Origin of the sequence: Streptomyces sp. NBC_00236 (assembly GCF_036195045.1) — a bacterium.
Lineage (GTDB): Bacteria > Actinomycetota > Actinomycetes > Streptomycetales > Streptomycetaceae > Streptomyces.
The window spans coordinates 5,523,400-5,545,956 of the sequence record NZ_CP108100.1 but is presented as its reverse complement, the minus strand read 5'-3'; the positions used below and the strand labels follow the sequence as shown (position 1 = coordinate 5,545,956).

Below are 22,557 nucleotides of genomic sequence, written 5' to 3'. Positions count from 1 at the left end.
CCCTTACAGCCAGCCCTTCTCCCGTGCCATCCGGACCGCCTCCGCCCGGTTGCGCGCCGCCATCTTCTGGATCGCCATGGAGAGGTAATTGCGCACCGTGCCCTGGGACAGGTGCAGCGCCGCGGCGATCTCCGCGTTGGTCGAGCCGTCCGCGGCGGTGCGCAGCACATCGCGTTCGCGTTCGGTCAGCGGGCTGGCGCCGTCGGCGAGGGCGGCGGCCGCGAGGGTGGGGTCGATGACGCGTTCCCCGGCGAGCACCTTGCGTACGGCTTCGGCGAGTTGGGATGCGGGTGCGTCCTTCACCAGGAAGGCGTCCGCGCCCGACTCCATCGCCCGGCGCAGATATCCGGGGCGGCCGAAGGTGGTGACGACGACGACCTTGACGCCGGGGAGGTCGCGGCGCAGTTCCGCCGTCGCCTCGATGCCCGTCATGCCGGGCATCTCGATGTCGAGCAGGGCCACATCGACGTAGTGTTCCCTGGCCGCGGCCAGTACCTCGTCGCCGCGGGCGACCTGGGCGACCACCTCGATGTCGGGTTCCAGGCCGAGGAGTGCCGCGAGGGCCTCGCGCACCATGGACTGGTCCTCGGCGAGGAGGAGTCTGATCATGCTCATTCCCCGGATCCTAGGCCGGATTCGAGGGGAACGCTGAGGACCGTGGTGAAGCCTTTGCCCGAACGGGGGTCGGTGGCCCGGGTGGTGAGCGTCCCGTCGACCGTGGCGAGGCGCTCGGCCATGCCCGTGAGGCCGTTGCCCCGCGTCGCGCCGGAGGCGCCGCGGCCGTCGTCGGAGACGGTGAGTTCGAGGACGCGTCCGTCGAGGGTCTGGCGCGGGGCGAGGGCGACCGTGCAACGCCCGGCGCCACTGTGGCGCACGACGTTGGTGACGGCTTCCCGCAGCGCCCAGGCGAGCACCTCCTCCGCCTTCTCCGGGAGGTCCTCGGGGAGGTCCTGGGGAGCTTCGGCCGGAATGTCGGCGGTGACCCCGGCGGCGGCGAGGGCGGTCCTGGCCCCGGCCAGTTCGCCGGGGAGCGTCGGCCTGCGGTAGCCGGTGACGGCGCTGCGTACGTCCACGAGGGCCTGGCGGCTGACCTGTTCGATGTCGGCGACCTGCGCGGCCGCCTGTTCCGGATTGTCGGGGAGCATCCGTCCGGCCAGTTCGCTCTTGAGGGTGATCAGGGAGAGGGAGTGGCCGAGGAGGTCGTGCAGATCGCGGGCCAGGCGCAGCCGTTCCTCGTTGGCGGCGAGCTGGGCGACGGTGGCGCGGGCCTCGCGGAGCTGGATCGTGGTGCGGATCATCTGCCGTACGCCGGACATCGCGAAGCCGCCGAGGAGTGCGGGGAAGACCAGGGCGGTGATGATCTCGCGGGGGTGCTCGCCGGTCAGGCCGATCGCCACCAGGACGAGGGTGACGGCGGGGATCAGCCAACGGGCGGTCCGCATCGGCAGGGTGGCGCCGACGGACACCGACACGTACACGAACAGGACGAGCCAGGGCGTGCCGAACGTCAGGGAGAGCAGGACGGCGAGGGCGCCGAGGAAGGCGAGGGCGGCGCGGACCCGGAAGGGGTCCAGCGCCTTCGAGGTGTGGCGGAAGACCAGGACGAGATAGCTGCCGACGAAGACCAGCAGACCGAGGGTGCCGAGCGCGGTCGCCCACGGTGTGTGGTTGCCGTCGGCGAGGTCCTTGACCGGCGCGCTCATGAAGGCCAGCCAGATGCCGATCCACAGGAGCTTGGTCCCGGCCTGCTTGGTGTTCGTGGGCGGGCGCCCGATACCCACGGGCATCTCGTCCTCGTTCATGCCTTCAGGGTGTCCTTCCGGTAGAGCCAGGCGGCACCGCCCGCGAAGAGCAGGAAGTAGGCACAGAGGATGGCGACGTCCTTGGCGTGCGGCGCGCCGCCCATCTCGACGGCCTGGCCGAGTGCAGCGTACGCGTGGGTGGGCAGCCACTCGGAGATGTTCTGGACCCACTGCGGGAAGGTCGCGCTCGGCATCCACAGACCGCCGAGGATGGAGAGGACGAAGTAGATGATCATCGTGACCGGGCGGACCGCGTCGCCGCTGGCGAGGTAGCCGATGGCCACCCCGAGCGCGGCGAAGACCAGCGAGCCGGCCCAGATGACGCCGGTGAGGGCGAACCACTGCCAGAGGTCGAATCGTACGTGCTTGGCACAGGCCGCGACGAGGAAGACGACCACGATGCAGGGCAGGGTGACCATGGCCGCGCCGGCGATCTTCGCCAGGACGTAGCCGCGGCTGGGCAGTGCGGTCAGTCGCAGCTGGCGGACCCAGCCCTTCTCGCGCTCCTTGGCGATGCGTTCGCTGTTGCCCATCAGGACGGCGGTCAGTGCGCCGAAGGAGGCCATGGAGACCATGAAGAAGGACTGCAGCGTCAGATCGGTGTGCGGCACCTTGTCGGTGGTGTTCTGGGTGCCGGAGATCAGCAGGTAGATCACCGACGGGTAGATGATCGAGAAGAACATGAACTTCTTGTTCCGCAGGGTGCGGGTCACTTCGAGCCTGATGAGGGTCTTCACTTGGTCCTGGCCTCCTCGGCCTCGGTGATGGCGACGAAGGCCTGTTCCAGGCCGAGTCCGGCGACTTCGAGTTCGCGCGGGTAGAGGCCGAGCCCGTAGACGGCGTGCACGGTCGCGTCGGCGTTGTGCGACTGGATACGGACGCGGTGGCCGGTGATGTCGAGCGTGGAGAGGAACGGCAGGGAGCGCAGGGCCTCTTCGTCGATCGCGCCCTCGATCTCGAAGGAGATCCGGCGGGCCCCGGCCCGCGCCTTGATCTCGGCGGCGGTGCCGTCGGCGAGGATCCGGCCCTTGTGCAGGACCAGGACACGGTCGGCGATCGCGTCGGCCTCTTCGAGGTAGTGGGTGGCGAACAGGACGGTACGGCCCTGGTCGGCCTGCTCGCGCATGGTGGCCCAGAAGGCCTGGCGTGCGGTGACGTCCATGCCGGTGGTCGGCTCGTCCAGCACGATGAGGTCGTTGGCCCCGGCAGTGGCGAGGGCGAACCGTACGCGCTGTTCCTGGCCGCCGGAGAGCTTGTTGACCAGGCGGCCGGCGATCGGCGCGATGCCGGCCCGGGCCAGCACCTCGCTCACCGGGTAGGGCCTGGGGTGCAGATCGCAGACGAGCCCCACCAGTTCGCCGACGGTGACGTCCTCCATGAGGCCGCCGGACTGCAGCATGGCGCCGACCCGGCCGGTGGCGATGGCCGCCTGCGGGGTCGTACCGAAGAGGCGGACCGTCCCGGAGTCGGCGGTGCGCAGGCCGAGGAGGAGGTCGAGGGTGGAGGACTTGCCGGCACCGTTGGGACCGAGGAGCGCCACGGTCTCACCGGGGTGCAGGTCGAGGGTGAGCCCGTCGACGGCGCGTACGTCTCCGTAGGCCTTGCTGACCTGGTCGAAGCTGACCACGGCGGTCTTGGCCGCGGTGGCTTCGGGGGCTGTCGTTGTCATGCGTCCAGCCTGGCTCAGGCGGGGGTGCGCCCGGCAGGGTCACGGGTCGTGGATCCGGGATGACAGATGTCATGCCGTACGTGTGACGGCGGGGCCGGGCGGATACGCCACCGCCCCCGGCCGGGGCTCCGGTCGGGGGCGGTGGGATGCGCCGGGACAGCGCGGATGCCGGTGTCAGCCGTTGCCGCCGAGGTCGATCGTGACGGTCCGCTCGGCCTCCGTCTTGCCGAGCAGCGCGCCCCTCATCGCGAAGGCCACGTCGTCCGGTCCGACCTGGTGCTTCGTACCGTCACCCTTGGTGACCATGATCCCGTCGAAGGTGCTTCCGCAGAGCTCTTCGATGGCCTTCTTGTCATAGTGGTCGACGAGCTTGCCGTCGACCGCCACCATCGAGAGGATCTTCGGCAGCGACTTGGCCGGGCCGAACGGGATCTCCTTCGATCCCGCCTTGATGTGGATCAGGCCGGACATCGCGGGCTCCGCGAACTCCTTCATCGCTCGGTCGAGTTCGGCCTGGCTGATGGTGGGCTCGCTGGCGGTGACGGGCAGTTGGACGGTGTTCGCCCTGCCCGTCTCGACCTGGGCGCGGTAGGCGTCGCGTACCGAGACCATCGACTGGTTGACGTCGAGCGCCTTGCCCGGCTTGCCCGGGACGGCGACGGCCTTGCCCGGCACGAACTTGATCGTGCCGTCGCTCGCCGAGCCCGAGGCACCGGCCAGGTCCTTCAGCGCGACGCCGAGCTTCTCCTCGTCGACCGGGATCACCGGGTCGACCACGCGCTCGCCGCCGAACAGGGAGCCGATCACGGAGACGGGGTTGTAGTCGCTGCCCGCCGCGGCGCGCACGGTCGCCTGGCTGTCCAGGGACAGTCCGGCCTTGTCCGGGGTGAGCTGCGTCTTCTTGCCGTCCACGGTCAACTGGAGCGGGGCCGTGGACCGCTCACCGAGCGCGGCGTCGAGCTTCTCGACGGCGTCGTCCCTGGTCCCGCCACCGATGTCGACGCCGAGGACGGTGGTGCCCTTGGGTACGTCGGAGTGGTTCATCAGCAGTCCGGCGCCGTAGGCGACCCCGAGCACGCAGACGGCGGCCACACAGAGCATGACCAGCTTGGAGCGGCCCTTCTTCGCCGGGACGCTCGGCGCCGCGGGTTCCGGGGCCGTACGGGCGGCGGGCTTGGGCGCCCGGTCGGCGAACCCGCCCGGCCCGGCCGGTCCGGTGCCCATCGGGCTGTCCGGCATCCGCGGGGTGGAATCGGCGCCGGGGAACGGCGACGGCCCGCCCCGGCGGGGCTCCGAGGGCACGACGGGGATGCCGCTGTTCAGCGTGTCGCCCGAGACGTTGCCCCCCGGGCCGGCGGGGCCAGGCCCGAACTGCGGGGTGAGCACGGCGGTGTCGTCCGACATCCGCGGTGGCACGCCGCCGGGGGTGCCGGGGCCCTGCGCGCCGCCGGGGCCCGCCGCGCCGCCCGGACCGGGACCGAACGGCGCCCGGCCGTCGAGGTCCGGGGTGAGTGCCGAGGCGCCGGTGGCCGGTCCCGTGGTGGGGCCGGACGGTCCGGGCGTACGGACCCCGAGGTTCGGCGTGGAGCGGGGCCCGCCGGCACCGTCACCACCGAAGGCGTCGGGACCGGGCGCGCCCGGGTCACCGGCGCGCTGCGGTCCGTCGGAGAAGTAGGGCAGATCGGCGCGGGGGCCGCCGGGGGGCGGGCCGGAGGGACCGGAACCCGGACCGTCCGGCCGGCTGCCGGAGCCACCGGCCGCGAAGCCGGCGCCATCCGTGCCACCGGGACCCTCCGGGCCGCCGGCCCGGAAACCCGCACCGTCCGTGCCGTCGTTCGGCGGGGTGCCGGAAGGGGCGCTCGCGCCCGCCGGGGCGGCCGACGGGGACTTGCGCGGTGCGAACCAGTCGCTGCCGCTCTTCTCCCTGGCCGGCTTCTCGGCCGCGGGCTCCGCCGCGACAGCGGTGTCCCGGGACTCGGGCCCCGGCACGGCCGGCGCCGCCTGCGCGCCGTTGGACGCGGAGGCGCCCGGGCGCGGGGTGGAGCCGGTGCGCTCGCCACCGGAGCCGTCGACATCGCTCATGGGCGTACGCATGACGACCGGAGGGATGGGGCGCGAGCCCGGAATGTTGATCCGGATACGCGTCGTCAGCGTCGTCTCGGTCCTCGGCTCGTCGGACTGAGGCGGATCCGCAGGCTCCGGGGACTCCTCCGGGGCGTCCTGCGAAGGGTGCAGCGACGGATACTGGCGGGATCCGTACGGCGGCGTACCCGAGGGGTACGCGGCTCCTCCGCGGCCCTGGGGCCCGGAGGACGAACTGTCAGTTTCACGACTCAAAGCAGGTTCTCCCGATTGGCTCCGCCGCCCGTACTTCCCCCATGCCGCAGGCCAGGGGACGGCTCGGCGCGCGAACCACCTTACTGGCCGCGGCCGACAGACACCCCGCGACCGGGGGAAACGACTGCGCACCCCCCGGACGGACAGGGGGCATTACGGGATGGGACGTGGCACATTACTTGCCAGGTCGGCCGCTGTCGGCCCCCAGTTGGGGCGCCCGCGACATGGTGGCACAGATCACAGCGATGGCCATGCCGCCCAGCATGAAGAGGGCGAGGCCGAGTTCGTTCCCGAAGACGTAGTCCCCTTCCGGTCTTCCGCCCAGCAGAAGAATGACCGAAATCAGCCATCCCGCGGCGGGGGCCAGGGCCCCGGGCTGCGTGCCCATGAGGCTGCGGCCCCCGTGGAAGAGGCCCGCGCACGCGAGCAGGGCCAGCAGCAATCCGCCGGGAAACCAGGCGGATTGGACGAGTGTTCCGGCGATGCCGACGAGCACGCCGAGGACCGCCAGGCCCAGCAGGGCGGCGATCCGGCGCGGGTTGAGGGGCGCGGCCAGGCCGGTGGCCGGAATGTCCCTCGGAGGTGCGTTGGTCCGCGTGGCGCGCGGCCTGCTGCCGCTCATCGGTGCGCCTCCGTCAGGCCCGCGAAGAGATCGTGTTCCCGGGTTCCGTCCGCGGCGCCGGGGGCACCGTTCACCAACTCGTAGTACTCGGTGGTGAGGACGGGCTGCCCCAGGTCGTTCGACAGGGCGAAGAAGGGACCGTCGATCGCGATCTGAGTGGCGTGCGCCCGCATCGCCGCGACTTTTGCCGCGCTGTGTCCGGTGCCGTCGATCTCGGTGGTGATCAGGGTGTCGTCCACCACACCCGGCACGTCGTCGATCGCGGCGATGCCCGGGAACGCGTCGGGGGCGGTGGCCCGGAGCCGGGCGAAGCCCTCCTCGGCGACCGGGCGCGGCACCCGGTTCCAGTAGATCTTGGCGATGGTGTGCGCGGGGCCGGAGGCGGCGCGGTACGCGGGGTCGGCGGCCAGTTCCGCGGCGCGCGTCGCGACCCGGTGCGCCTGGATGTGGTCGGGGTGCCCGTAGCCCCCCTCGGGGTCGTACGTCACCAGGACCTGGGGGCGCACCTCACGGATCACCTCCACGAGGTACCCGGCGGCCTCGTCGAGGTCGGCGGACCAGAAGGCGCCCGGGCGGTGGTTCTGCTCGGTGCCCATCATTCCGGAGTCGCGGTACCGGCCGGCGCCGCCGAGGAGCCGGTGGTCGGTGACCCCGAGTTCCTTCATCGCCGCGGCGAGTTCGCCGCGGCGGTGGGGGCCCAGGGAGTCGTCCCGGTCCGCGGCGAGGTGCGCGAGGGCGGGCGGGATGATCTCGCCCTCCTCGCCGAGCGTGCAGGTCACCAGCGTGACCAGGGCGCCGTCGGCCGCGTACCTGGCCATGGTGGCGCCGTTGTTGATCGACTCGTCGTCGGGGTGCGCGTGCACCAGGAGCAGACGCCGGGCGGGAAGGTCCGTCATGGGGACCACCCTACGAGCCGGCAGTCCCCGGCAGCGACGGCGGCCACGCCCCGGCGGGCGAAGAGCCACACGCACACGCGCCGCGGGCACCGGAGCGCACCGCCGGACCACGCACGGTCTCAGGCGTCAGAACTTGATGCCTCCGATCACGCCGGCCAGGTTCGTGGTCAGCTCGGAGATGCTGGGCGCTATGGACGAGCTGGCGAGATAGAAACCGAGCAGCATGCAGACGACCGCGTGTCCGCCCTTCAGTCCGGATTTCCGGATCAGCAGGAAGACGACGATCGCCAGCAGCACCACCGCCGAAATCGAGAGCGCCACGGCGGTTCACCTCCATCTGTACGGTCGGGACGGGCAGCACGCATGGAGCCAGCAGGTTCATACCCACCGAGCGCTACGGATCATAACTATCCGTGGCAAGGCATTGATCGGGGCACAGCAGCACGAGGGGCGCACGGACGGTGGGGCGGGCGGATAGGTTCGGCATATGACTTCGCCAGAGATCACCTTCCCGCTGCAGTTGGCCCGGACGATGCGCTTCACCCTCGGTGCACCGCGCGCGTTCACGGTTTCACCCGATGGTGAACGGGTGGTCTTCGTGCGCTCGGGTTCGGGCACCGACCGCTCGGGCCGGCTGTGGGTGCTGGACCTGAGCGACGGCGCGGCCCCTCGGGAGCGGGTCGTGGCCGATCCGGCGGTGCTGCTGGGCGGTTCGGCGGAGCGGCTCTCGGCCCAGGAGCGGGCCCGTCGCGAACGGAGCCGCGAGGGGTCGTCGGGGATCGTCGGCTACGCGGTGGACGCGGCGGCCGAGTTGGCGGCGTTCGCGCTCTCGGGGAAGGTGTACGTCGCCGGGCTGCGGGCCGGGACGGCACGCGCCCTGCCCGTACCGGGCCCGGTGATCGACCCGCGCCCCTCCCCCGACGGGCGGCACATCGCATACGTGTCCAAGGGCGCGCTGCGCGTCGTGGGCGCCGACGGCGAAGGGGACACGGCGCTCGCGGAGCCGGAGGACGCGGATGTCTCCTACGGGCTCGCGGAGTTCATCGCGGCCGAGGAGATGCAGCGCTCACGGGGCTTCTGGTGGTCGCCGCAGTCGGACCGGCTGCTCGTCGCCCGGGTCGACGACAGCCCCGTGCAGCGGTGGTGGATCGCCGATCCCGCCAACCCGGACCGCAAGCCGGCCGAGGTCGCGTACCCGGCGGCCGGGACGCCCAACGCGGTGGTGCGGCTCTTCGTCGTCGACCTGGCCGGACAGCGCACCGAAGTGGTGTGGGACCGGGCCCGGTTCCCGTATCTGGCGCAGGTGCACTGGTCGTCGGACGGGGCGCCGCTGCTGCTCGTCCAGGCCCGTGACCAGCAGAGTCAGCGCTACCTCGCGGTGGACCCGGAGACCGGCGCGACCCGGACGGTGCACGTGGACGAGGACCCCGTGTGGCTGGACCTGTTCCCCGGAGTGCCCGCGTGGGCGCCGGACGGGCGGCTGGTGCGGATCGCGGACGAGGGCGGCGCGCGGGTCCTCGCGGTCGGGGACCGGCCACTGACCGGGGCCCAGTTGCAGATCCAGGCGGTGCTGGACATCGGGGAGTCGGACATCCTCGTCACGGCGTCGGCGGGTGAGCGGGCTGCCCAGCCGGAGATCGGCGAGAGCCACGTCTACCGGGTCAACGAGCTGGGCGTGGAGCGGGTCTCGGAGGGCGCGGGCGTGCATACGGCGGTCCGGTCCGGCGGGGTGACGGTCATGGTTTCCACCGCGTTGGAGACGCCGGGATCGACGGTCCGGGTGTTCCGGGACGGGAAGCAGATCGCCACGGTTCCCAGTCACGCGGAGCAGCCGGTCCTGTCCGCGCGGCCGCGGCTCACCGAAGGGGGCGCACGGCGGATTCCGTGCGCCGTGCTGCTCCCCACGGGCTACAAGGAATCGGATGGTCCGCTTCCGGTCCTGATGGATCCGTACGGTGGACCGCACGGCCGCCGGGTCCTCGCCGCCCACAATCCGTACCTCACCTCGCAGTGGTTCGCGGACCGGGGCTTCGCCGTGATCGTCGCGGACGGCCGTGGCACCCCCGGCCGCTCGCCCGGCTGGGAGAAGGCCGTCAAGCACGATCTCCCGCTCGCCCTCGACGACCAGGTCGAGGCGCTGCACGCCCTCGCGGAGCGGTTCCCGCTGGACCTCGGCCGGGTGGGCATCCGAGGCTGGTCGTTCGGCGGCTTCCTGGCCGGCATGGCGGCCCTGCGCCGGCCCGACGTCTTCCACGCGGCGGTCGTGGGCGCCCCGGTGACCGACCAGCGGCTGTACGACACCCACTACACGGAGCGCTACCTCGGTGACCCGGCGACGCAGCCGGAGGTGTACGCGTACAACTCGCTGGTCACCGACGAAGGGCTCTCGCACGCCGCCGACCAGGTGCGGCCGATGATGATCATCCATGGGCTGGCGGACGACAACGTGGTGGTCGCGCACACCCTGCGGCTGTCGCAGGCGCTCCTCGCGGCGGGCCGCCCGCACGAGGTGCTGCCGCTGAGCGGGGTGACGCACATGACCCCGCAGGAGAAGGTGGCGGAGAACCTTCTGCTGCTCCAGGTGGACTTCCTGAAGCGCTCACTCAGCAGGTAGACCTACCAGCCCGGCGGCGGCTGCGAGGGCGGCGGGGGCGGTCCGAAGCCGCCGCCCTGCGGGTATCCGTAGCCCGGGGCCGGCGGCTGCTGCCCCGGGTACGGGGTGGGGTGGTGGCCGGGAGGTCCGTACCCGGGTCCCTGCCCCGGCCCGTACGGCCCGGGCACGTCGGCGAAGCCCCTGGGCGCCAGCGCGATCAGCACCACCAGCGCGGCGAGCAGCTCGAAGATCCAGCTCAGGAGCGTGAGCTGGGTCTCCGTCGACAGCGAACCGAAGTGGTCGAGCAGGTCGTAGTGCACGACCCGGGCCACCCCCAGCACCCCGCCGGGCAGCAGCAGCGCGGCGGCCACCAGCCCGAACGGCCGCGCGTGCACGGCGTGGAAGAGGGCGCTCACCCCCGCGACGAGGCAGAGCAGCGCCAGCGCGGCCGTGCCCCAGCCGGGCGGCGGGTCGATCACGCCGTGCGGGACCCGGTCACCGCCCACGTACCACTCGGGATAGATCTCGGGGTACCGCACCATCTGGCGGATCTCCCAGGCGATCAGCACCGCTCCGGCCGCACCCAGCATGAGGAACGCGGCGACGGAGGCGCCCGGCCCGGGCCGGGTCGGAAGCTGTTCGTAGGAGCCGGCGGGCGGACGGCGGCCGGCCCCGGCGGTGATGAACAGCGCGATGCCCGCGGCGAGGGCCGCGAAGGCGCAGATGAGGGCCCGTGAGCGCAGGTCGTCGGAGAAGACCGACTCCATCCGGTGGCTCCCGATGCCCCAGAGCCCGGGCAGCCGTACGGCGAGGGTGATCACTCCGGTGGCGACGAGCACGGTGGCGGCGACCGAGGAGCGCAGCGCGGCGACGGCGGCGGCGACGTACACCACGAGGAGGGCGACATCCAGGGGCGAGGTCGCGGGCATCGCCTGCGGACGCGCTTCGCCGAAACCGGCCCAGTAGCGCCACAGCTGGTCGGCGTCCACGGCCCTGACGTCCCGTACGAGCCAGCTCGCGACGATCAGGGCGAGCACCGCGCAGAGAGCGGCGCCGGTCACTCTTGCTCCACGGGTGAGTATCACCCCAGCGATACTCCCCCGCGCCCGGCCTCCCGACAAGAGGGCCGCCGGAGCGGTCCTTCGGGCGACCGGCCGGAGGGACGTGACGTCCTTCCGGCCGGTCCACGGCACCCGCACGGCCGTACGCAGTCCATGCTGACGGGTCCGTATATCGGACGTGAGACGCCCGAGTTGCCCTCGCGTTAACGGTCCGTCGGCTCAGCCGACCCGGCTGCTGCCGGAGGGCGGCGGGCCGTCGTCCTCGTCCCCCGCCTCCGGCGAGGGCGCCGCTTCGGCCTCGGGCGACGGGCCCGGCTGCGGCTCCGTCCGTGACGGCGGCTCCTGCTGCGGCTCCGACCGCGGGGGCTTCCGGGCCTCCCGGTCCACCTCCTCCACGTCCGGTCCGGGCCCCGCGGCCCCATCGCCGCCGTCGCCCACCTGCTCCAGCGTGCCCTCCGGCGGCACCACCCGCTTCTCCTCCGCGAAGTGACAGGCCGAATCGTGCCTGGCCGGGCTCTCCGTCAGCCGGAAGGCCGCCGGGACCGCCAGCAGCGGCACCTCCAGCTCGCACCGCTCCTGCGCCTTCCAGCAGCGGGTACGGAAGCGGCAGCCGGACGGCGGGTTGGCGGGCGAGGGAACGTCGCCGTGCAGGATGATCCGCTCGCGGTACTCGCGCGCCATCGGGTCCGGCACCGGCACCGCGGAGAGCAGCGCCTGGGTGTACGGATGCGTGGGGTGGTCGTAGATCTCCTCGTCCGTACCGATCTCCGCGAACCGGCCGAGGTACATCACGCCGACCCGGTCGGAGATGTGCCGGACGATGGAGAGGTCGTGGGCGATGAACACGTAGCTGAGGTTGAACTCCGCCTGAAGCCGGTCCAGCAGGTTGACGACCTGGGCCTGGACCGAGACGTCGAGGGCCGAGACGGGTTCGTCGGCGACGATGATCTCGGGGTTGAGCGCGAGGCCGCGGGCGATGCCGATGCGCTGGCGCTGGCCGCCGGAGAACTGGTGCGGATAGCGGTTGATGTACTCCGGGTTGAGGCCGACGACGTCCAGCAGGTCCTGGACCTTGCGCCGCCGGTCGCCCTTGGGGGCGACCTCGGGGTGGATCTCGTACGGCTCCCCGATGATGTCTCCGACCGTCATCCGCGGGTTCAGCGAGGTGTACGGGTCCTGGAACACCATCTGGATGTTGCGGCGCACGGCCTTCAGCGCGCGGCCGGACAGCTTGGTGACGTCCTCGCCCTTGTACCGGATCGCACCGGACGTCGGCTGCTCCAGGTGCACCAGCATCCGCGCGACGGTCGACTTGCCGCAGCCGGACTCACCGACGATGCCGAGGGTCTCGCCGGCCGCCAGGTCGAAGGAGACGCCGTCGACCGCCTTGACGGCACCGATCTGCTTCTTGATCAGGATGCCCTGGGTCAGCGGGTAGTGCTTGACGAGGTCGCGTACCTCCAGGATCGGCTCGCCGCCCGCGTACGCGCTGCCCTCCCGCGACTTGGCCAGGAGGTCGCGTGCCACCTCGCCCTCTTCGCGCGCTCCCTTGCGCCCCGAGTGATCAGCGTGCATCGAGCGTCTCCTTCCAGAAGTAGCAGGCGCTCTGACGGTGCTCCGCCACGTCGAACAACGGCGGCACGTCCTTGCGGCAGACGTCCTGGGCCATCGGACAACGCGGGTTGAAGGCGCAGCCGGGCGGGATGTGCAGCAGGTTGGGCGGCAGGCCCTTGATGGCGTAGAGCTCCTGGCCCTTCTGGTCCAGGCGCGGGATCGAACGGAGCAGGCCCTTGGTGTACGGGTGCGCGGGCGCCTTGTAGATGTCGTGGACCGGTGAGGTCTCCACGATGCGGCCCGCGTACATCACGGCGATCTTGTCGGCGACGTCGGCGACGACGCCCAGGTCGTGGGTGATCAGGATCAGGCCCATGTTGAGCTCGCGCTGGAGCTCCGCGAGCAGGTCCATCACCTGGGCCTGGACCGTGACGTCGAGGGCGGTGGTGGGTTCGTCGGCGATGATCAGCGAGGGTTCCAGGGCCAGCGCCATCGCGATCATGATGCGCTGGCGCATCCCGCCGGAGAACTGGTGCGGGTAGTTGCCGACCCGCTCCTTCGCGGCCGGGATGCGGACCCGGTCCATCAGCTCGACGGCCTTGGCCTTCGCGTCCTTGCGGGACATCCCGCGGTGCACGACGAACATCTCGCCGAGCTGCTGGCCCACGGTCAGCACGGGGTTGAGGGAGGAGAGCGCGTCCTGGAAGATCATGGCCATCTCCTGGCCGCGGATCTTCCGGCGCTCCTCCTTCTTGAGCTTCAGCAGGTCGCGGTCCTTGAAGAGGATCTCGCCGCCGCTGATCTTGCCGGGCGGCATGTCGAGGATGCCCATGATCGCCTGTGCGGTGACCGACTTGCCGGAGCCGGACTCGCCGAGCACGGCGAGCGTCTCGCCCTCGGCCACCGAGTAGTTGACCCCGTTGACGGCCTTGGCGACCCCGTCCCGGGTGTGGAACTCCACGTGCAGATCGCGCACTTCGAGCAACATGGCAGCGGACTCCTCAGCGCAGCTTGGGGTCGAGGGCGTCGCGCACCGCGTCGCCGAGCATGATGAAAGCGAGCACGGTGACCGCCAGGGCCCCGGCGGGCCAGAGGAGCATGTGCGGGGCGTTGCGGATGTACTGGGACGCGGCGGAGATGTCGATGCCCCAGGAGACGGCCGGTGGCTTCAGGCCGACGCCGAGGAACGACAGGGTCGCCTCCAGCGAGATGTACGTGCCCAGCGCGATGGTCGCGACGACGATGACCGGGGCGATGGCGTTGGGTGCGATGTGGCGCAGCATCATCCGCCCGTTGGAGGCGCCGAGTGCCCGGGCCGCCTGGACGTAGTCGTTGTGCTTGGCGGTGATGACGGAGCCGCGGGCGATACGGGCGATCTGCGGCCACCCCAGCAGCACGATGAATCCGATGACCGGCCAGACGGTGGAGCTGGTCACCACGGAGAGGAAGACCAGGCCGCCGAGGACGACGGGGATACCGAAGAAGACGTCGGTGAGGCGGGAGAGGATCGCGTCCCACCAGCCGCCGAAGAATCCGGCCAGACCGCCGAGGACGGAGCCGATCAGGGAGACGCCGATGGTGGAGCAGATACCGACGGTGACGGAGTTGCGGGCACCGTAGACGACACGGGTGTAGACGTCGCAGCCCTGGCCGTCGTACCCGAAGGGGTGGCCGGGCTGGGAGCCCTCCTGGGACTTGTCCAGGTCACAGTCGAGCGGGTCGCCGGAGGCGATGAGCTGCGGCCAGATGGAGATGATCACCAGGAACAGGATAATCAACGCGGAGATGATGAAGACCGGGTTGCGGCGCAGGTCGTGCCAGGCGTCGGTCCACAGGCTCTGCGGCTTGGTGCCGGGGCCCGTCCCCCGGGGGCCGCCGGGAGTCTTCTCGAGGGAGTCGCCCTCGTCGAGCGCGAGGTCCATCGTTCCGCCGGCTCCGGCGGACGAGATCGCCTCGTCCGGTGTCTGCTCAGGCATAGCGGATCCTCGGGTCGAGTACGGCGTACAACAGGTCGACGATCAGGTTCGCCGCCAGGAAGACCAGGACCAGGACGGTGACGAACCCGACGACGGTCTGCGAGTTCTGGCGCAGGATGCCCTGGTAGAGCTGGTAGCCGACGCCATGGATGTTGAAGATCCGCTCCGTGACGATGGCCCCGCCCATCAGGGCGCCCACGTCCGTACCGATGAAGGTGACGACGGGGATCAGCGAGTTGCGCAGCAGGTGGCGGACGACCACACGGCGCCTGGGGAGGCCCTTGGCGGTCGCGGTGCGCACGTAGTCGGCGCGGGCGTTCTCGGCGATCGAGGTACGGGTGAGCCGGGTGACGTAGGCCAGCGAGACGGAGGCGACCACGAGTCCGGGGATGATCAGCTCGTTGAGCGGGGCCTCGCTGGAGACGGAGGGTTTGATGACGCCCCACTCCACACCGAGCAGGAGCTGGAGGAGCAGACCGGTGACGAAGGTCGGGATGGAGATGACGACCAGCGTCAGGATCAGCACCGTGGTGTCGATGGGGCGGCCGCGGCGCAGACCGGTGACGACGCCGAGACTGATGCCGATGACGATCTCGAAGACGATCGCCACGAGGGTGAGGCGGATGGTGATGGGGAAGGCCGTGGCCATCAGCTCGGTGACCTTCTGCCCGTTGAACGCGGTGCCGAAGTCGCCGGTGAAGACGTTCCCCATGTAGGTCAGGTACTGCTGCCAGACCGGCTTGTCGAGGCCGAATTCCGAACGGAGTTGGGCGGCGGTCGCCGGGTCGCACTGGCGGTCGCCGCAGAGACCCGCGATGGGGTCACCCATCACGTTCACCATGAGGAAGATCAACAGCGTGGTGCCGAAGAAGACCGGGATCATCTGCAGCAGCCGCCGGATCACATAACGTCCCATGAAGGGCTCCGGGGGTCGCGGGGTCGGAAGTCTCTGGGCTGAGGAGTCGCGGGACGGGGAAGCCGGGTGGCCGGTGCGTGGCGCACCCGGCCACCCGGCTGCCTATCGGGTCACTTGACCTCGATCTGCTCGTACACCGGGACGCTGAACTGGTTCAGGGAGACGTTGGTGATGTTCTCCGAGTAGCCGGCGCTGCCGTTCTGGTACCAGAGCGGGATGACGGGCATCTGCTGGACCATGACCTTCTCGGCGTCCTGGAAGGTGGAGACGGCCTTGGCCTTGTCCGACTCGGCGTTCGCCTTGTTGATGAGGTCGTCGAACTGCTCGTTGCTCCACTTGCCGTCGTTGGACGAGGCGTTGGTGTAGTACACGGGCTGCAGGAAGTTCTGGATCAGCGGGTAGTCCATCTGCCAGCCCGCGCGCCAGGCACCGCTCAGCTTCTGCTGGGAGACCTGGCTGCGGAAGTCGGCGAAGGTGCCGATCGGGGCGCCCACGCACGCCTTGTTGTTGCCCATGACCTTGTTGATGCTGTTGCAGACGGCGTCGACCCACTCCTTGTGGGAGCCCGTGTCCGCGTTGTACGAGATCTTGAGCTGGCCGCCGGGGATGCCGCCGCCGTCCTCGATCATCTTCTTGGCGTCGGCGGCGTTGTACGTGCACTCCTTGCCGCAGAGGCCCTTCTTGAAGCCGCCGTCCTCGCCGAGGACCGGAGAGGTCCAGTCGGATGCGGGGGTGCGGGTCTTCTGGAAGATCTGGTTGGTGATCTGCTCGCGGTTGATCGCCATGGAGAGGCCCTGGCGGACCTTGATCGCGCCCGGGGTGTTCCACTGCTTGTCGTAGAACGGGAACGCGAGCGTCTGGATGATGCCGGCCGGGGTGTTGATGTAGCGGTCGCCGAGGTCCGCCTTGACGTTCTTGAGCTGCGAGGCGGGCACGTCGTCGACGAGGTCGAGGTTGCCGGCCGTCAGGTCGGTGTAGGCGGTGTTGTTGTCGGTGTAGACCTTGAGGTCGATCCCGCCGTTCTTCGCCTTGTCGTCACCGGGGTAGTCGTCCCACTTGCGCAGGTTCATGGACGAGCCCTTGGTGTACTTGTCGATCGTGTACGGGCCATTGCCGATCGGCTTGGACACCCAGGCGTCGTGGTCCGTGAAGAAGGCCTTGGGCAGCGGCGCGAAGGCGGGGTAGCCGAGGGTGTCGGGCCACAGGGAGAACTTCTGCGTCAGCTTGACCGAGAAGGTCATGTCGTTGACCTGCTTGAGGCCGGAGAGCGTGGTGGCGCTCGCGGTCCCGGTCTCGGGGTGGACCTTGTCGTATCCGTCGATGTAACCGAAGAAGTAGGCGTTCTTCTGGTTGTTCTTCAGCAGGGCGCCGTAGTTCCAGGCGTCCACGAACGACTTGGCGGTGATCTTCTCGCCGTTGCTGAAGGTCCAGCCGTCCTTCACCGTGATCGTGAAGTTCTGGCTGTCCGTGGACTCGATCTTCTCGGCGAGCATGTTCGTCGCCTCGCCGGTCTTGGGGTCGTACTTCTTGAGTCCCCGGAAGATCATGTCGAGGACCTTGCCGCCCTGCACCTCGTTGGTGTTGGCCGGCTCCAGCGGGTTCTGCGGGTCACCCCAGGAGGAGCTCACGATCCCGTCCGCGCCACCGCCACCGCCGCCGCTGTCCCCTCCGCCGCAGGCCGTCGCCGTCAGGGCGACGGCCACCGCACATGCGGCCCACTTGACCTGTGTGGCTCCGCGCATGGAGTGCCTCCTCGTAGTGCTCCGTCTTACGTGAGGTCAAATATCGCCTCATAGCGGACTTCTCGCACATTTACTCCCGCCATCCGAGCTCAGTGGGGCCATGCGGGTGGACGGGGGCCACTGGCGCGCAATCCGGCGTCAGGGTTTGATCTTTCGACACACGCACCTGCCGGCTCACGCACCTGTCGGCTCACGCACACGAAGGAGGGGCGGGAATCATGGACGCCGAGGTACGGACCCGCGTTTCGGCATACGCCATCGCACGAGAGGACGATCGCCTCCTGCTGGCCCGGCTGTCGGACGCCTCACCCGTCTTCGCGCCGGGGCTGTGGCACCTGCCGGGCGGCGGGATCGACCCGGGCGAGCAGCCCGTCGAGGCGCTGGCCCGTGAACTCCTGGAGGAGACCGGACGGGAACTCGCGGGCGCCCGGCTGGCCGACGCGCGGACCTACGCGGCCCGGCGGAACGGGGTGAGCTGGAGCCTCACGGCGTTGTTCTACGTCGTCACACTCAAGGGCGGGGCGCCGACGGTGGCCGAGACGGACGGCTCCACGGACGCGGCGGCATGGGTCCCGCTCGCCGAACTGCGGGACGACGCCGTACTGTCACCGGCCGCGGCCGACGCCCTTCGCATCCTCGAACGGACGGGGGCGGCGGCCACCCTCTCCCTTTGACGCGGTCAGCTCTCACACCGGCCGGCCCCGCCCGCTCCACGGCCCGTCCGGGACCAGTGCGTCGAGCACGGTCAGCAACTGCGGCGGCTCGACCGGGTCCGGCAGCGCGGCCAGATCCGGCCGGGCGAGCCAGGCGTGCGTGTCCAGGCTCGCCTGCTCGTCGGGGAGCAGACCGGTCCGCAGCAGGGACGGCCGCTCGTCGGTGAACCGGGCGAGGTAGAAGCGTTCCGTCCCGGTGTACCGCTTGCCCCGCCACCACAGGTCACGGTCGACGGGCACCCACCGGTCAACGACGGCAGCCGGGTCGAGTCCGGTCTCCTCGGCCAGTTCGCGCCGCGCCGCCACCAGTGGCGTCTCACCCGGCTCGATGCCGCCGCCGGGCGGTTCCCAGAGCCATGATCCGTCGACCGGATCCCGCCAGCGCAGCAGGAGCAGGCGGTCGGCGGCGTCGAGGCAGATGACCCGGGCGGCGGGCCGGAGCGTTTCCACCGCCCGACGGTATGCAGCACCCGGACCCCCGATCAAGACCCGTACCGGCCCACATCGGCCCGCAGCGGCCCACTCCATCGCATTATCCAAGCGCTGTTATATTAGCGCTGTGACATCACCTGATCCCACAGCGTTGCCCGATCCCTGGCACTCCCTGCACGAGCTGCTGGCGGCCATGGACGCCGAGATCGAGCAGGTCTACGTCGAGCGCGGCATCGAGGGCGTACGGCCCCGCTTCGCCTATCCGCTCATCCGGCTCGCCCACACCGGACCCTTGACCATCCGTGAGCTCGCGAAGTCCCTGAACCGCTCGCACTCCGCGATCAGCCAGACCGTCGCCGCCATGCGCAAGGAGGATCTGGTCACCTCCGAACCCGGGCCCGACGCCCGCACCCGGTACATCGGCCTGACCGAGCGCGGCCGGTCGCTGGTGCCGTTCCTGGAGGCGGAGTGGCGCGCCACCCACGCCACGGTCGCCGAGCTGGACCACGAGGTCCCGCACGCCATGACCGGAGTGGTCGAGGAGGTACGGCGAGCGCTGGAACGCCGGTCCATGCGGGAGCGGCTCCTCCACCACCTCGTCGAGCCACCGCGATGAGCGGGCGTTTCCGTCCCCGGTTCCTCGACACCCGCCCGCTGCGCGGGAACCGGCCGTTCCGCGACCTGTGGATCGGCACCTCCGTCTCCCAACTCGGCGGCCAGATAGCCAATGTGGCGGTGCTGGCCCAGGTCTGGGAGCTGACCGGCAGTCCTGTGGGCACCGGTGCCATCGGGCTCGCCACCGGTCTGCCGATCGTCCTGTTCGGGCTGCTCGGCGGCACCCTGGCCGACACCGTCGACCGACGCGCCGTGGTGCGGGCCACCACCGCGGGCCAGCTGCTGGCCGCCGCAGGGCTGTGCGCCCAGGCCCTGGCGGACAACCGCAACGTGCTGCTGCTGCTCGCCCTGGTCGCGGTGGGGACGAGCTGCGGCGCCCTCGGAGCTCCTGCCCGGCGCACCTTCCCGGTCCGGCTGTTGCCGGGCGACCAGGTGGCGGCCGGTCTCGCGCTGACCAACATCTCCTTCCAGGCGGCGATGCTGGCCGGTCCCGCGGTGGCCGGGCTGGTCATCGCCCGCTGGGACTTCCCTGCCGCGTACGCGGCCCAGGCCGTGGCCATGGCGGTCTCGATGCTCGCGGTGATCCGGCTGCCCGCCATGCGGCCCGACGGCGCCGGCGCTCCGGCCGGCCGGCGCCGGCCGGAGCGCGGCGGGTGGCGGGCCGTCCTCGGCCGGCCGACGCTGCGGGGCTCGCTGGCCACCGACCTGGCCGCCACGCTGCTCGCCATGCCCGTCGCGCTCTTCCCGCTGGTCAACGAGATCCGCTTCGAGGGAAACCCGCAGACCCTGGGCCTGTTCCTCTCGGCCGTCGCGGTCGGGGGCATCACGGCCGGTCTGCTCTCCGGCACGGTGACACGGTGGCGCCGCGGCGGACTGGTTCAGCTGTGCGCGGCCGGTGTCTGGGGCCTGGCGCTGGCCTGTTTCGGTCTGGCGGGGCCCTTGTGGCTCGCGCTCGGCTGCCTGGCCGTGGCGGGCGCCGCCGACACCGTGTCCGTCGTCACCCGCAGCGCCCTGGTCCAGCTGGAGACCCCGGACGCGTACCGGGGACGGGTCTCCTCGGTGGAGCACGTCATCGGTGTCGCGGGCCCCGAACTCGGCAACTTCCGCGGTGGCCTGCTGGCATCGGCCACCTCCGCGCCACTCGCCCTGGTCGTCGGCGGGCTGTCCGCCACCCTGGCGATCGCCGCCGTGGCCGCGACCCACGCTCCCCTGCGCGCCTACCGCACACCGTCCGCCCCCGCGAAGCCGGACGGCACTCCCCCACAACCCGCCGCTCCCGAAGCCTCCGTGACAGCGGGATGACCGAGCCGCCCGTTTTCCCTCCGCGAGGCCCCGGAAACGCGAACGGGTGCCGGGACGCTTCCGCGTCCCGGCACCCGAGCTCCCGGCTTCGCCGGAGGGTCCTGCTACTTCGTTTCCGCGTCCTTCTCCAGAGCGATCAGCGCGGGGTCGAGAACGACGTCCGGGCCGGTCTTCTCCGTGGTCGGCTCCTCCGGGAAGTGGCAGGCCGTCAGGTGGCCCTCACGGGCACCCGAGAGCTGCACCAGCGGAGGCTCCTCCGTCGCGCACTTGTCCTGCGCCTTCCAGCAGCGGGTCCGGAAGCGGCAGCCGGACGGCGGCATGATCGGCGACGGCACGTCTCCGAAGAGCCGGATCCGCTCCGTCTTGTCCGCGTCCAGGTCCGCGTTCGGCACCGCCGACAGCAGCGCGTGCGTGTACGGGTGGCGCGGGGCGTTGTACAGGGAGTCGCGGTCGGCGACCTCCACCACCTTGCCCAGGTACATCACCGCGATGCGCTGCGAGAAGTGCCGGACGATCGCGAGGTCGTGCGCGATGAACACGAACGCGATGTTCAGCTCACGCTGAAGCTCCTGGAGCAGGTTGATGACCTGCGCCTGGATCGACACGTCGAGCGCCGAGACCGGCTCGTCCGCGATGATGATCTTGGGGTTGAGCGCGAGCGCGCGGGCAACACCGATGCGCTGACGCTGGCCCCCGGAGAACTCGTGCGGGAAGCGGTTGTAGTGCTCCGGGTTGAGCCCGACCGTCTCCAGCAGCTCCCGCACCCGTGCCTCACGGCCTCCGGGCGGGTTGATCCCGTTGACCTCCATCGGCCCCGAGATGATCGTTCCGACCGTCTGCCGCGGGTTCAGCGAGGCGTACGGGTCCTGGAAGATCATCTGGATCTCGGACCGGATCGGCGCAAGCTGCCTACGGCTGGCGTGGGAGATGTCCTGGCCGTTGTAGGTGATCGTGCCGCGGGTCGGCTCCATCAGCCGGGTCAGCAGCCGGCCCGTGGTCGACTTGCCACAGCCCGATTCACCCACCAGACCGAGGGACTCGCCCGGGTACACGTCCAGCGTCACGCCGTCGACGGCCTGGACCGCACCGACCTGCCGCTTGAAGGGAAATCCGCCGTAGATCGGGAAGTGCTTGGTCAGGCCCTTCACGCTCAGGAGCGGTTCCGAGACATCCGGCTCCCGCTGCGCCTGAGCCGTGTCCGGACCGGCGGTGTTGCTCTTGTTCTCGCTCATGGTCATAGCCCCAGTTGCCGGTACATCAGCCCAGCCGGGGCTGAATCGTCTCGATGAAAACCTGCTGCTTCTGCTCGCCGGTGAGGTGGCAGGCAGAGCCGCGCCCCTCCGGAAGCAGGGGTCGCTCGTTCACGCAGCGGCCGCTCCCGTCGACGATGTCGACGAACGAGCACCTCGGATTGAACGCGCAGCCCGACGGCGGGTTCAGCAGGCTGGGCGGCGACCCCGGGATCGGTGTCAGTTCCGAGCCCACGTCCTGGGAGAGCCGCGGCATCGAGCCGAGCAGGCCCCAGGTGTACGGGTGCTCCGGAGTCTTGAGCACCTCACGCACGGTGCCGCGCTCGACGGCCCGGCCCGCGTACATCACCAGCAGGTCGTCGACGGTGTTCGCGACGACGCCGAGGTCGTGGGTGATCAGGATGATCGCCGAACCGAACTCCTGCTGAAGGTCCTTGAGCAGATCGAGGATCTGCGCCTGGACGGTGACGTCCAGGGCCGTCGTCGGCTCGTCGGCGATCAGCAGTTCGGGGTTGCAGACCAGCGACATCGCGATCATGGCGCGCTGGCGCATACCGCCGGAGAACTGGTGCGGGTAGTCGTCGACCCGGTTCTTCGGGTCGGGGATGCCGACCTTGCCGAGCATCTCGATCGCCCGCGCACGCGCCTCCTTCTTGGAGGCACCCGTGTGCTTGATGTACGGCTCCGCGATCTGCCGGCCCACCGTGTAGTACGGCGAGAGCGCGGTCAGCGCGTCCTGGAAGATCATCGCCATCTTGTTGCCGCGGAGCGTCTGGAGCTGCTTGTCAGAAGCGCCGGTGATCTCCTGGCCGTCCAGCACGATCTCGCCCGAGACCTGGGTGCTGCGCCGGTTGTGCAGCCCCAGGATGCTCAGGTTGGTCACCGACTTGCCGGAACCCGACTCGCCGACGATACCGAGCGTCTGCCCGCGCTCCAGGTCGAACGAAAGCCCGTCCACGGCTTTGACGATGCCGTCCTCGGTGGAGAACTGGACCCTCAGGTCCCGCACCGACAGGAAGGCTCCGGACGAGGAGGGTGCGGGCGAGTCCTCGGTCTTGGTGAGTGTGGTCACGGTCG

The 22,557-nt window shown here is 70.7% G+C and carries 21 protein-coding genes; 4 read left to right on the top strand and 17 right to left on the bottom strand.

Translation table 11 applies throughout. The features are described 5' to 3' along the window. Positions 1-3: 3 nt before the first annotated feature. From OG446_RS25135 to OG446_RS25100, 8 genes are all read right to left on the bottom strand, one after another. Positions 4-615 carry a response regulator transcription factor gene (locus OG446_RS25135; protein ID WP_328896160.1) on the bottom strand — a complete coding sequence of 204 codons (612 nt, stop codon included), beginning with the start codon at positions 613-615 and terminating at the stop codon, positions 4-6. Further along, on the bottom strand, positions 612-1,802 hold the full coding sequence (locus tag OG446_RS25130; RefSeq protein ID WP_328896159.1) for a sensor histidine kinase: 1,191 nt from the start codon (positions 1,800-1,802) through the stop codon (positions 612-614). Before OG446_RS25130 ends, OG446_RS25135 begins: the two co-directional genes overlap by 4 nt. Continuing rightward, positions 1,799-2,539: an ABC transporter permease gene (locus tag OG446_RS25125; protein ID WP_328896158.1), complete on the bottom strand. Its 741-nt coding sequence runs from the start codon at positions 2,537-2,539 to the stop codon at positions 1,799-1,801. Before OG446_RS25125 ends, OG446_RS25130 begins: the two co-directional genes overlap by 4 nt. After that, complete coding sequence (locus OG446_RS25120) at positions 2,536-3,471, bottom strand: ABC transporter ATP-binding protein (RefSeq protein WP_328896157.1); 936 nt, start codon at positions 3,469-3,471, stop codon at positions 2,536-2,538. The genes OG446_RS25125 and OG446_RS25120 overlap by 4 nt, the downstream gene beginning before the upstream one ends. Positions 3,472-3,645: 174 nt before the next feature. Further along, positions 3,646-5,808, bottom strand: a complete 2,163-nt coding sequence (locus OG446_RS25115; RefSeq protein WP_328896156.1) for a hypothetical protein — start codon at positions 5,806-5,808, stop codon at positions 3,646-3,648. Positions 5,809-5,983: 175 nt separating this feature from the next. Further along, positions 5,984-6,430, bottom strand: a complete 447-nt coding sequence (locus OG446_RS25110; protein WP_328896155.1) for a DUF6113 family protein — start codon at positions 6,428-6,430, stop codon at positions 5,984-5,986. Then, entirely contained in the window at positions 6,427-7,326 is a 900-nt protein-coding gene (gene mshB / locus OG446_RS25105; protein WP_328896154.1) for an N-acetyl-1-D-myo-inositol-2-amino-2-deoxy-alpha-D-glucopyranoside deacetylase, read from the bottom strand. The genes OG446_RS25110 and mshB overlap by 4 nt, the downstream gene beginning before the upstream one ends. A 126-nt stretch (positions 7,327-7,452) precedes the next feature. After that, a complete protein-coding gene (locus OG446_RS25100; protein WP_148020542.1) occupies positions 7,453-7,647 on the bottom strand; it encodes a DUF2304 family protein in 195 nt (64 codons plus the stop codon). A gap of 211 nt (positions 7,648-7,858) precedes the next feature. Here OG446_RS25100 and OG446_RS25095 point away from each other — a divergent pair, with 211 nt between their 5' ends. After that, on the top strand, positions 7,859-9,940 hold the full coding sequence (locus tag OG446_RS25095) for a prolyl oligopeptidase family serine peptidase (protein WP_443050284.1): 2,082 nt from the start codon (positions 7,859-7,861) through the stop codon (positions 9,938-9,940). Positions 9,941-9,942: 2 nt separating this feature from the next. On the opposite strand, the gene OG446_RS25090 is transcribed toward OG446_RS25095, so the two are convergent. The 6 genes from OG446_RS25090 to OG446_RS25065 form a co-directional block, all read right to left on the bottom strand. Next, entirely contained in the window at positions 9,943-10,980 is a 1,038-nt protein-coding gene (locus tag OG446_RS25090) for a hypothetical protein (RefSeq protein WP_328896152.1), read from the bottom strand. A 219-nt stretch (positions 10,981-11,199) separates the two neighbouring features. Beyond that, positions 11,200-12,555 (bottom strand): ABC transporter ATP-binding protein, encoded by a 1,356-nt coding sequence (locus OG446_RS25085; RefSeq protein WP_328896151.1) that lies wholly within the window; start codon positions 12,553-12,555, stop codon positions 11,200-11,202. Continuing rightward, positions 12,545-13,522: an ABC transporter ATP-binding protein gene (locus tag OG446_RS25080; protein WP_219570767.1), complete on the bottom strand. Its 978-nt coding sequence runs from the start codon at positions 13,520-13,522 to the stop codon at positions 12,545-12,547. The genes OG446_RS25085 and OG446_RS25080 overlap by 11 nt, the downstream gene beginning before the upstream one ends. Positions 13,523-13,535: 13 nt before the next feature. Continuing rightward, a complete protein-coding gene (locus tag OG446_RS25075) occupies positions 13,536-14,510 on the bottom strand; it encodes an ABC transporter permease (protein WP_328896150.1) in 975 nt (324 codons plus the stop codon). Continuing rightward, complete coding sequence (locus OG446_RS25070; RefSeq protein ID WP_148020538.1) at positions 14,503-15,426, bottom strand: ABC transporter permease; 924 nt, start codon at positions 15,424-15,426, stop codon at positions 14,503-14,505. Before OG446_RS25070 ends, OG446_RS25075 begins: the two co-directional genes overlap by 8 nt. A 110-nt stretch (positions 15,427-15,536) precedes the next feature. Then, a complete protein-coding gene (locus tag OG446_RS25065; RefSeq protein WP_328896149.1) occupies positions 15,537-17,168 on the bottom strand; it encodes a peptide ABC transporter substrate-binding protein in 1,632 nt (543 codons plus the stop codon). Positions 17,169-17,386: 218 nt separating this feature from the next. Here OG446_RS25065 and OG446_RS25060 point away from each other — a divergent pair, with 218 nt between their 5' ends. Further along, positions 17,387-17,842 carry an NUDIX hydrolase gene (locus OG446_RS25060; RefSeq protein WP_328896148.1) on the top strand — a complete coding sequence of 152 codons (456 nt, stop codon included), beginning with the start codon at positions 17,387-17,389 and terminating at the stop codon, positions 17,840-17,842. Between the two features lie 12 nt (positions 17,843-17,854). Here OG446_RS25060 and OG446_RS25055 read toward each other — a convergent pair whose 3' ends face one another. Then, the gene (locus tag OG446_RS25055) at positions 17,855-18,331 is read right to left on the bottom strand and encodes an NUDIX domain-containing protein (protein ID WP_328896147.1); all 477 of its coding nucleotides are present in this window, start codon (positions 18,329-18,331) and stop codon (positions 17,855-17,857) included. A gap of 109 nt (positions 18,332-18,440) precedes the next feature. Between OG446_RS25055 and OG446_RS25050 the strand changes: the two genes are divergently transcribed. Together OG446_RS25050 and OG446_RS25045 are read left to right on the top strand one after the other, a co-directional pair. Then, entirely contained in the window at positions 18,441-18,929 is a 489-nt protein-coding gene (locus OG446_RS25050; protein ID WP_328896146.1) for a MarR family winged helix-turn-helix transcriptional regulator, read from the top strand. Further along, positions 18,926-20,230, top strand: coding sequence for an MFS transporter (locus OG446_RS25045; protein WP_328896145.1), 1,305 nt, complete (start codon positions 18,926-18,928; stop codon positions 20,228-20,230). Before OG446_RS25050 ends, OG446_RS25045 begins: the two co-directional genes overlap by 4 nt. A gap of 104 nt (positions 20,231-20,334) precedes the next feature. Here the strand turns inward: OG446_RS25045 and OG446_RS25040 are convergent, their stop codons facing one another. Continuing rightward, on the bottom strand, positions 20,335-21,462 hold the full coding sequence (locus OG446_RS25040; protein WP_328896144.1) for an ABC transporter ATP-binding protein: 1,128 nt from the start codon (positions 21,460-21,462) through the stop codon (positions 20,335-20,337). 25 nt (positions 21,463-21,487) lie between these two features. Beyond that, positions 21,488-22,552 (bottom strand): ABC transporter ATP-binding protein, encoded by a 1,065-nt coding sequence (locus OG446_RS25035; protein ID WP_328896143.1) that lies wholly within the window; start codon positions 22,550-22,552, stop codon positions 21,488-21,490. Between the last annotated feature and the right edge of the window lie 5 nt (positions 22,553-22,557).

Bases quoted from the DNA above. Each gene is read 5' to 3' on its own strand.
- OG446_RS25065 (WP_328896149.1), bottom strand. From the start codon at position 17,168: ATGCGCGGAGCCACACAGGTCAAGTGGGCCGCATGTGCGGTGGCCGTC.
- OG446_RS25080 (WP_219570767.1), bottom strand. From the start codon at position 13,522: ATGTTGCTCGAAGTGCGCGATCTGCACGTGGAGTTCCACACCCGGGAC.
- OG446_RS25040 (WP_328896144.1), bottom strand. From the start codon at position 21,462: ATGAGCGAGAACAAGAGCAACACCGCCGGTCCGGACACGGCTCAGGCG.
- OG446_RS25070 (WP_148020538.1), bottom strand. From the start codon at position 15,426: ATGGGACGTTATGTGATCCGGCGGCTGCTGCAGATGATCCCGGTCTTC.
- OG446_RS25135 (WP_328896160.1), bottom strand. From the start codon at position 615: ATGAGCATGATCAGACTCCTCCTCGCCGAGGACCAGTCCATGGTGCGC.
- mshB (WP_328896154.1), bottom strand. From the start codon at position 7,326: ATGACGGACCTTCCCGCCCGGCGTCTGCTCCTGGTGCACGCGCACCCC.
- OG446_RS25085 (WP_328896151.1), bottom strand. From the start codon at position 12,555: ATGCACGCTGATCACTCGGGGCGCAAGGGAGCGCGCGAAGAGGGCGAG.
- OG446_RS25110 (WP_328896155.1), bottom strand. From the start codon at position 6,430: ATGAGCGGCAGCAGGCCGCGCGCCACGCGGACCAACGCACCTCCGAGG.
- OG446_RS25120 (WP_328896157.1), bottom strand. From the start codon at position 3,471: ATGACAACGACAGCCCCCGAAGCCACCGCGGCCAAGACCGCCGTGGTC.
- OG446_RS25095 (WP_443050284.1), top strand. From the start codon at position 7,859: ATGCGCTTCACCCTCGGTGCACCGCGCGCGTTCACGGTTTCACCCGAT.
- OG446_RS25075 (WP_328896150.1), bottom strand. From the start codon at position 14,510: ATGCCTGAGCAGACACCGGACGAGGCGATCTCGTCCGCCGGAGCCGGC.
- OG446_RS25130 (WP_328896159.1), bottom strand. From the start codon at position 1,802: ATGAACGAGGACGAGATGCCCGTGGGTATCGGGCGCCCGCCCACGAAC.
- OG446_RS25060 (WP_328896148.1), top strand. From the start codon at position 17,387: ATGGACGCCGAGGTACGGACCCGCGTTTCGGCATACGCCATCGCACGA.
- OG446_RS25045 (WP_328896145.1), top strand. From the start codon at position 18,926: ATGAGCGGGCGTTTCCGTCCCCGGTTCCTCGACACCCGCCCGCTGCGC.